Below are 2,063 nucleotides of genomic sequence, written 5' to 3'. Positions count from 1 at the left end.
TTATTTTAACTAAATTTCTTTTTTTGGAATTTTTCTCTGATTAATGGGTTTTTGATAGATAAAAAATGATCATAGTTCTGGTAATAATAATATAATCATCTATAATTAATCTGAGCTTTGTCTTTTATGATAGTTATTTGACATATAGGTCTATAATTTCTATATTTCATAATCCATTAATCAAAATTTTAAAAAAGAATTTTTTCATTTTGGAGGTGAAAAAAATATGATAATGAAAAATAAAAATACAATAACGGATAAGTTTGAAAAGAATAGCTATTTTACTAGTGGAACTCATTTAAAGAATCTAGTGCTTGTAAGCTTTGTTTTTTTGTGCTTTTTTGCACTTTTATCTGGTGTTAGTGCTGCAAACTTTAATAGTTCTTCTACTAATGATGAGATTCAAGATTTCCTCAGTAATACAACCGCAACTGATAATGAGGTTGTTTTTGATGCAGGAGATTATAACCAAATCACTGGATTAAATGTTTCAAGAAGCGTCAACATATCCTCAAACGGCCAAGTGAACATAAAAGGTCCCAATACTGGCACACTATTCAATATCACAGCACCGAATGTAAAAATCGTTAATTTGAATATGAGTGGATATAACACAGCTATTAATTCAAATACAAGCAATCTATCAGTTATTAGCTGTAATATAAGTACAATCAATATAAGCATCAATTTATCTGGTAACTCTTTAACTGATGTATTACTGGAAAATAATACTATAATTTCTACTGTAAACAATATATCGTATGGTGCTGTATATGTAAATGCCACAGCTGGCTCAGTTGTTAAAATTACAGTTAAAGGTAATAATATCCTAGGTAACGGCACATCTGATTCGGTGGGCGTACGTTTCAATATCACTAATTGTAATAATACTCTAATTTTCGAAAACAACAATATCACAGGAACATTCCGTGGTCTTTTTCTGGATGTATACAACAATAGTAACAACACCATAACCATCATCAACAACAACATCACAGTAACATCATCAGTTGGTGTTTATCTGGATGCATACACCAATTGTAACAGCAACATAAACATTACCAACAACAACATCACAGGAGCATCCCGTGGTGTTTATCTGGATATAAGCACCAGTAACAGCAACATAACCATTACCAACAACAACATCACAGGAACAAATGGTTTTCATCTATCTGCAACCAATGGTAACAGTAACATAACCATTACCAACAACAACATCACAGGAGCATCCTCATTTGGTATTTCTCTGTATGCACACACCAATAGTAACAACACCATAACTATCACTAACAACAATATCACAGGAACATCAACAACTGGTCTTGATATCTCTGTACACACCAGTAACAACAATATAACCATTACTAACAACAACATCACAGGAACAACTGGTGTTTTTCTAGCTGCAACCAATGGTAACAGTAACATAACCATTACCAACAACAACATCACAGGAACATCCAATGAAGGCTTTTATCTTCGTACACACACCAGCAACACTATCAGTTTCACTGATAATGTTATTATGGGTGGGTCTTATGGTATGTATGTTGATTGTAATAATGCTGATTTTAATGGTTTATCTGTAGTGAACAATACTATTAATGCTACTAACTCTAATGGTATTGGTATTGGGTTTGTTAATCTTAATTCTGTTGATTTGAGTGATATTTTTGTTTCTGGTAATAATATTTTTGCTGGAACAACTGGTGGTACTGGTATTAATTTTGCTACTGGTCTTAATTCTGTGGATAATGTTACTGTCAATTATAATCGTGTTTTAGCTGGTACTGGTTTGAGTATTCCAACTATGACTAGTGGTATAGATGCGAATCTTAATTGGTGGGGAGTTAACGATATAATTGGTAAAATTGTGGGTATTGATACTAGTAATCATTATATTTTGAATATTACTAACTCTAGTAGTTTGGATGATGTTCATTTTGGTGATAAGCTTAGATTTTATCTGTTAGTATTGAATACTACTCTTGATAATACTGGTGTTGAGAATTTACCTGATTTTATCATTAATGGTACTTTAAATGGTGAAGATTATAATT

1 protein-coding gene is annotated in these 2,063 nt (G+C 31.6%); it reads left to right on the top strand.

Annotated features, from left to right (window positions below):
* Positions 1-226 precede the first annotated feature (226 nt).
* Positions 227-2,063, top strand: a 1,837-nt coding sequence (locus MBCUT_RS00520; protein WP_157082407.1) for a right-handed parallel beta-helix repeat-containing protein, incomplete at its 3' end; no start/stop codon positions are given.

The sequence above is a fragment of the Methanobrevibacter cuticularis genome, from assembly GCF_001639285.1.
Classification (GTDB): Archaea; Methanobacteriota; Methanobacteria; order Methanobacteriales; family Methanobacteriaceae; genus Methanobaculum; species Methanobaculum cuticulare.
The sequence above is the reverse complement of the archived record's forward strand: the minus strand, read 5'-3'. Positions and strand labels throughout refer to the sequence as shown.